Origin of the sequence: Shinella zoogloeoides (assembly GCF_022682305.1) — a bacterium.
Lineage (GTDB): Bacteria > Pseudomonadota > Alphaproteobacteria > Rhizobiales > Rhizobiaceae > Shinella > Shinella zoogloeoides_B.
Genome location: NZ_CP093528.1, coordinates 4,013,460 through 4,020,000, shown reverse-complemented (window position 1 = coordinate 4,020,000; position 6,541 = coordinate 4,013,460). Strand labels below are relative to the sequence as shown.

The following is a 6,541-nucleotide window of genomic DNA, read 5'->3' as shown; positions in this document are numbered from 1 at the left end:
CGCCGACCACGTTTCTCTTTCTTCTATATTCAATTGTCAAAAAACCGACGGACAATCCGTCTCAGTCACCAGAAGCAGCAAATCAAACCCGAACCAGTCAGGCCCAATTCTCACCAGCTTCTCAAGGAAACCCTAGAGCGAGTTCGTCGGCCGCCAGAAGCGCCGCCGCTCTCGTTCGATGAGCGGCGTTATAGGCCCAACATTTTAAACCGTCAACTCACATAATCACAAAAATGAAAAAAATCAGTAAGATATTGATTTTTAATGTGTTTCCTTGATGCGCCCCTCCAAATTCCGGCGAATACCCCACTAAAACCATCAAAAGTCTTGTCTAGGTGGTAAAATTTCTCGCGAAATCCGTTTTACGTGTCCTTGCAAGGCCATAACGCCCTCGGCCCCTTCTCTCCGATATCGGAGCCGGCTATTCAGACAGAAGAAACAAGACCGGAGAGAGATATGTCCAGCCTTGCTGAAGGCACCTTCCCGACCATGACGGTGTCTCTTATAGAGCGCCTGCCGCGCCTGCCCGTTTCGGAGGCTCTTCCTTCCCTGGGCGAGGCTCTTCATGCGGGCACGCGAGCGGTACTTTCCGCACCGCCCGGCGCGGGCAAGACGACCTTGGTGCCACTCTTCCTGCTTGATGCCGCCTGGCGAGGCGATGGAAAGATCATTCTTCTGGAACCGCGCCGGCTGGCCGCCCGCGCCGCGGCGGGCCGCATGGCAGAGCTTTTGGGGGAAAAGGTTGGCGAGACGGTCGGCTACCGCATGCGGCTCGACAACCGCATTTCGGCCAGGACCCGTATCGAAGTCGTGACGGAGGGCGTCTTCGCCCGGATGATCCTCGACGATCCGGAACTTTCCGGCGTTGCCGCCGTGCTCTTCGACGAGTTCCATGAGCGTTCGCTGGATGCGGACTTCGGCTTGGCGCTCGCGCTCGACGTGCAGGCGGCTCTGCGGGACGACCTGCGTCTTCTCGTCATGTCGGCGACGCTCGATGTGGAACGGGTCTCGGCACTGCTCGACAATCCGCCGGCCATCGTCAGCGAGGGGCGGAGCTTCCCGGTCGACGTGCGCTATCAGGACCGTCCGGCGGGCGAGCGTATGGAAGACGGCATGGCGCGCGCTATTATAGAGGCGCATCGCAGCGAAAGCGGATCGATCCTCGCCTTTCTGCCTGGGCAGGCCGAGATCACGCGAACTGCCGAGCGGCTGGAGGGCCGATTCGGCCCGGAAACTGCTATCGTGCCGCTCTATGGCAATCTCAGCCAGAAGGAACAGGATACCGCAATCCGCCCCGCCCCGGCCGGCACGCGAAAAATCGTGCTGGCGACCTCCATTGCCGAAACCTCCATCACTATCGACGGCGTGCGCATCGTCATCGACAGCGGCCTGCAGCGCCTACCCGTTTTCGAGGCGGCGACCGGCATCACGCGTCTTGAGACCGTGCGGGTCTCGCGCGCCTCGGCCGACCAGCGCGCCGGACGCGCCGGACGAACGGAACCGGGCATCGCGATCCGGCTCTGGCATGCCGGCCAGATGGCGGCGCTGCCCGCCTTCACGCCGCCGCAGATCCTTTCCAGCGATCTTTCCTCCTTCATGCTCGATCTTGCCCATTGGGGCGTGACCGATCCGGCGGGCCTCCGGCTCGTCGACCAACCGCCGGCAGCGGCGGTGGAAGAGGCACGCAACCTGCTTCGCCTGCTCGGCGCGCTGGATGAGGCGGGTGCGCTCACCCCGGCGGGCAAACGCATTCGCGAACTGGCCTTGCCGCCGCGGCTTGCCGCGATGATCCTCCATGCCGCTCATGAGGGACAACAGGCCGCCGCCGCACGGCTGGCGGTGCTGCTCACCGAACAGGGCCTCGGCGGTTCGGTCGTGGACATAGAAGAGCGCCTGCGCCGCTTCGCCAATGAACGCGGCGAGCGGGCCGAGGCGGCGAAGCGGCTGGCGCAGCGCATGGCGGATGGTTTCGGCAAGGCCGCATCCCCCACGGCGAGCACGCCGGGCGCGCTGCTGCTGCATGCCTTTCCCGATCGCGTCGCCCTGCAGCGCGGCGGGCACGGGCGCTTCGTCATGGCGAACGGGCGCGGCGGCGAATTGCCGGAAACCGAGCGGCTGGCCGGCACCGAGATGATCGTCGTCGCCGACCTGACCGGGCAGGCGGGCCGGCAGCGCATTCTCGCGGCGGCGGAAATCGACCGCGCAACCGTCGAGGCGGAGCTTGCCGAAAAGATCGTACGCGAGGATCAATGCATCTTCGACCGGGCAAGCCGGCAGGTGCGGGCGCGGCGGGTCGTGCGGCTCGGTGCGATGATCCTCGAGGAGACCCCGCTTCCGCGGCCGGGCGGACCGAAGGCGGCACAGGCTCTCGCCGAGGGCGTGCGCCAGCTCGGAATTCAGGTTCTGCCGTTTTCCCGCGAGGCGGCGCAGCTTCGCGACCGGATCGGCTTCCTGCATCGTTCCATCGGCGAGCCGTGGCCGGATACGAGCGACGGCGCCCTGCTGGCGCGGCTGGACGACTGGTTCGTCCCCTTCCAGGAGACGGCGCGCGGCATCGACGACATTTCGCCGGGCCGTTTGCAGGAAGGGCTGCTTGCGCTTGTCCCCTATGATGTACAGCGTGATCTGGCGCGGCTCGCACCCACCCATTTCGAGGCGCCCACCGGGCAGCGCCATCCGATCCGCTATGATGGCGAAGAGCCGGTGCTGGCGATTCGCGTGCAGGAACTCTTCGGACTGAGGCAGCATCCGGCCGTCGCCGGCGGACGGCTGCCGCTGCTTCTGGAACTGCAATCGCCCGCCCATCGCCCGATCCAGACGACGCGGGATCTTCCCGGCTTCTGGGCCGGGTCCTGGCGGGACGTGCGCGCGGACATGCGCGGACGCTATCCGAAACATCCCTGGCCGGAGGATCCGGCCGAGGCCATGCCGACGACGCGCGCCAAGCCGCGCGGGACGTGAAGGAGACGGGAATGACATTCTACCAGGATCTCGACCTCGACGGCTCCGGCCGGCGGCTTCGCCTCGAGACGCTCATCCGCCTGCGCTGGCTGGCGGTGGCCGGCCAGTCGATCAGCGTCATCGTCGTAGCGCTCTGGCTGGACTTTCCGCTGCCGCTGCTGCCGAGCGCGGTGCTGATCGCGCTTCTGGCGGCGGTGAACTTCTTCCTCGCCGTGCGCTTTCCGCCGGCCCATCGCCTCACGCCGGCGGCGGCCTTCCTGTTGCTCGCCTTCGATCTGTGCCAGCTGACTGCGCTGCTCTTCATCACCGGCGGCCTTGCCAATCCCTTTGCGCCGCTCGTCTGCGTGCCGGTCATCATCTCCTCGTCGCTACAGCCGGTGCGCTTCAGCCTGACGCTCGGCGGGCTTGCCGTTGCGGGCATCACGGCGCTCGCCTTCACCCCCTTTCCGCTGCCGTGGTTTCCGGGCACGCTGCTCGTCGTGCCGCCGATCCTGACGGCCGGCTTCTGGTTCGCCATCGTCTCGACGACTGCCTTCGCCGCCTTCTATTCCTATCGCGTGTCGCAGGAAGCGGCGGAGCTTTCCGATGCGCTGGCGGCGACCGAACTCATCCTCCAGCGCGAAAAGCATCTTTCGCAGCTCGACGGGCTGGCCGCGGCGGCAGCGCACGAGCTGGGCACGCCGCTCGCCACGATCAGCGTCGTCGCCCGCGAGATGGAGCGGGAACTGGGCAGCGACGACCGTTTCAAGGAAGATGTGCAACTGCTGCGAAGCCAGAGCGAGCGCTGCCGCGACATCCTGCGGCGGCTGACGACGCTGTCCACCGAGGACGAGGCGCATATGCGTGTGCTGCCGCTCTCCTCCCTTATGGAAGAAGTCCTGGCGCCGCACCGCGAATTCGGCATCCGGCTCAATCTCGTCGAAAACGGCGAGCGGGAGAGCGAACCGGTCGGCAACCGCAATCCCGGCATTCTCTACGGCCTCGGCAACCTGCTCGAAAATGCGGTCGACCATGCCCGCGAGGAGGTGACCGTCACCGTGAGCCACACGCCGGAGCGGGTGACGATCGTCATCGAGGACGACGGCGACGGCTATGCGGCGGATATCCTCCAGCGCATCGGCGACCCCTATGTCACCAAGCGGCAGAAGGACGAGCGGGCCGGCGGCCTCGGCCTCGGCCTCTTCATCGCCAAGACGCTGCTGGAGCGCTCCGGCGCGAAACTGACCTTCGGCAACCGCACCGGCGACCGGCCGGGCGCACGCGTCTCGGTCGATTGGCCGCGGACCCGCATGGAAGCCAAGGGTGCGAAATGACTTTACCCACCCTCTCGAACGGGTGATAAGCTGACGCCGATCAAGACTGGACGAAAACCGGCCACGGAAGAAGAAAAATGACAGAAAATACCGAACCGCAGACGGCAACCGACGATATCGGGCCGGATCCTTCCCTTCTTCTCGTCGATGACGACGCGCCCTTCCTGCGCCGGCTTGCGCGCGCCATGGAAACGCGCGGCTTCGCCGTCGACACGGCCGAGTCCGTGGCGGAAGGGATCGCCAAGGCCAAGACGAACCCGCCGAAATATGCGGTCGTGGACCTGCGCCTCGGCGACGGCAGCGGCCTCGACGTCATCGCCGCCATCCGCCAGCGCCGCGACGACACACGCATCATCATGCTCACCGGCTACGGCAATATCGCAACGGCGGTGAATGCGGTGAAGCTCGGCGCGGTCGATTATCTCGCCAAGCCCGCCGATGCCGACGACATCTTCGCCGCGCTGACGCAGCGCCCCGGGGAGAAGGTGGAACTGCCGGAAAACCCGATGTCGGCCGACCGTGTGCGCTGGGAGCATATCCAGCGCGTCTACGAGATGTGCGACCGCAATGTTTCCGAGACGGCCCGCCGCCTCAACATGCACCGCCGCACGCTTCAGCGCATCCTGGCAAAGCGCGCGCCGAAATAATCAGGCCGGTTCGTCCCGGCGACCGGAAACGATGGCAGAGATGTCCGGCCCGTCGCGCCGGGCATCCATGGAGAATTCCGCAAGCAGCAACCGGCCCGCGGCGACGCGGGCGAAGGCGAAGGTCACGGCCTTGCGCGTCGGGGCGGAAAGCCTGTGCTCTGGCGCCTCGCGCAGCATATGCGCGCCGTAACCATCGGAAAGGATGAGGCCGCAATCCTCCGGGAAGATATCGAGCGGCACATCCTTGTGGGTGGCGAAGAACAGCCTGTCGCAATGGCGGCGGTAATCCGGCCATTTGCGGTCGACGCGAAAATCCTCGATCGACGTCTTGATCTCGACGATCCAGATCTCGCCCTTGTCCGAAAGGCTGATGAGGTCGGCGCGCCGGCCGCTCGCCAGCGTCAGCTCGGGCAGAACCGCATGGCGCATCTCCATCAGCATGCGCTGCACGCCGCGGCGCACCATCATGGCGCGGTCCGACTGGCGGCCATCGAGCAGCGGATTGTCGTTGTGCAGCGAGACGATCGTCATCTGGAAATCCTCGGGATCGAATCGCAGTCTAGCGCGAATCGCCTGTCCGGCCGGCGAAAAGTTAAGACGGGGCGTACCATCGCGACTCACGAAAGACTCCATTAACCGCCCCGCGCGGTTCCTGTGCGGCTTCGGGCCGACAGGCGCAAAGGCCGTTGAACGGGCGGGCAAGGCGTGCTTGGCATGGCGTCGGGTGCGGCGAAAGCGGCGGAAACCGGGCGATATTGTTGCAAAAAAACACTCTCCCGGTTTTTTGCTCAAGCGCAGGCCCATGCCGCAGCGCACGCGCTTGCATTGACCGGTTTAATCGAAAATAAACCATGATCGATGAAAGTTCTGCGCCACGGAACTTCCTAATTCCCTGACCCAAGAGACTCCCATGCGCCTCCGCAATGCCCTCCTTCTGTGCGGCCTCGCAGCAGCCGTCACGCTCGCCGGTTGCTCTTCCTCCTCCACGTCCGGTCCGGGCGAAAAGGTGGCGACCAATGCCATCTTCACTTCGGATTATGGCGCTGTCGAGGACAACGGCTACGCCCTGCCGGCAATCCCGATCAGCAAGGTGAACACGAAGTACCACCGCCAGATCGTCGATTACGCCACCAGCGAGAAGCCGGGCACGATCGTCGTCAACACGCCGAACCGCTTCCTTTATTATGTACTGCCCGGCGGCAAGGCCGTGCGCTACGGCATCGGCGTCGGCAAGTCGGGCTTTGCCTGGCAGGGTGAAGCCTATATCGCCTGGAAGCAGGAATGGCCGACCTGGCATCCGCCGAAGGAAATGGCGGACCGCAAGCCGGAAGTCGCCCGCTACGTCAAGGACGGCATGGGTCCGGGCCTGAAGAACCCGCTCGGCGCACGCGCCATGTATCTCTTCAACGACAAGGGCCAGGACACGCTGTTCCGCCTGCACGGCACGCCGGAATGGTCCTCCATCGGCACCGCCGCCTCCTCGGGCTGCATCCGCCTGATGAACCAGGACATCATCGACCTCTACAAGCGCGTCCGCCCCGGCACCAGCGCCCGCGTCGTTGTCCAGCAGTAAGCGGACAATCGATCCCGTATATATATAGAGAGGCCGCCGGAGCAATC

General features: G+C 65.1%; 5 protein-coding genes. 4 read left to right on the top strand and 1 reads right to left on the bottom strand.

Annotated features, from left to right (window positions below):
• The first annotated feature begins 489 nt into the window (after positions 1-489).
• The 3 genes from hrpB to MOE34_RS19895 all read left to right on the top strand — a co-directional run bounded on the left by hrpB (position 490) and on the right by MOE34_RS19895 (position 4,921).
• Complete coding sequence (gene hrpB, locus MOE34_RS19905; protein ID WP_242224154.1) at positions 490-2,961, top strand: ATP-dependent helicase HrpB; 2,472 nt, start codon at positions 490-492, stop codon at positions 2,959-2,961.
• Between the two features lie 11 nt (positions 2,962-2,972).
• The gene (locus MOE34_RS19900; RefSeq protein ID WP_242219165.1) at positions 2,973-4,274 is read left to right on the top strand and encodes an ActS/PrrB/RegB family redox-sensitive histidine kinase; all 1,302 of its coding nucleotides are present in this window, start codon (positions 2,973-2,975) and stop codon (positions 4,272-4,274) included.
• Positions 4,275-4,351: 77 nt separating this feature from the next.
• Positions 4,352-4,921 (top strand): ActR/PrrA/RegA family redox response regulator transcription factor, encoded by a 570-nt coding sequence (locus MOE34_RS19895; RefSeq protein WP_160786108.1) that lies wholly within the window; start codon positions 4,352-4,354, stop codon positions 4,919-4,921.
• Here the strand turns inward: MOE34_RS19895 and MOE34_RS19890 are convergent, their stop codons facing one another.
• A complete protein-coding gene (locus MOE34_RS19890) occupies positions 4,922-5,452 on the bottom strand; it encodes an MmcB family DNA repair protein (protein ID WP_242219164.1) in 531 nt (176 codons plus the stop codon).
• A 379-nt stretch (positions 5,453-5,831) separates the two neighbouring features.
• On the opposite strand from MOE34_RS19890, the gene MOE34_RS19885 reads away from it, so the two are divergent.
• Complete coding sequence (locus MOE34_RS19885; RefSeq protein ID WP_242219162.1) at positions 5,832-6,494, top strand: L,D-transpeptidase; 663 nt, start codon at positions 5,832-5,834, stop codon at positions 6,492-6,494.
• Positions 6,495-6,541 lie beyond the last annotated feature (47 nt).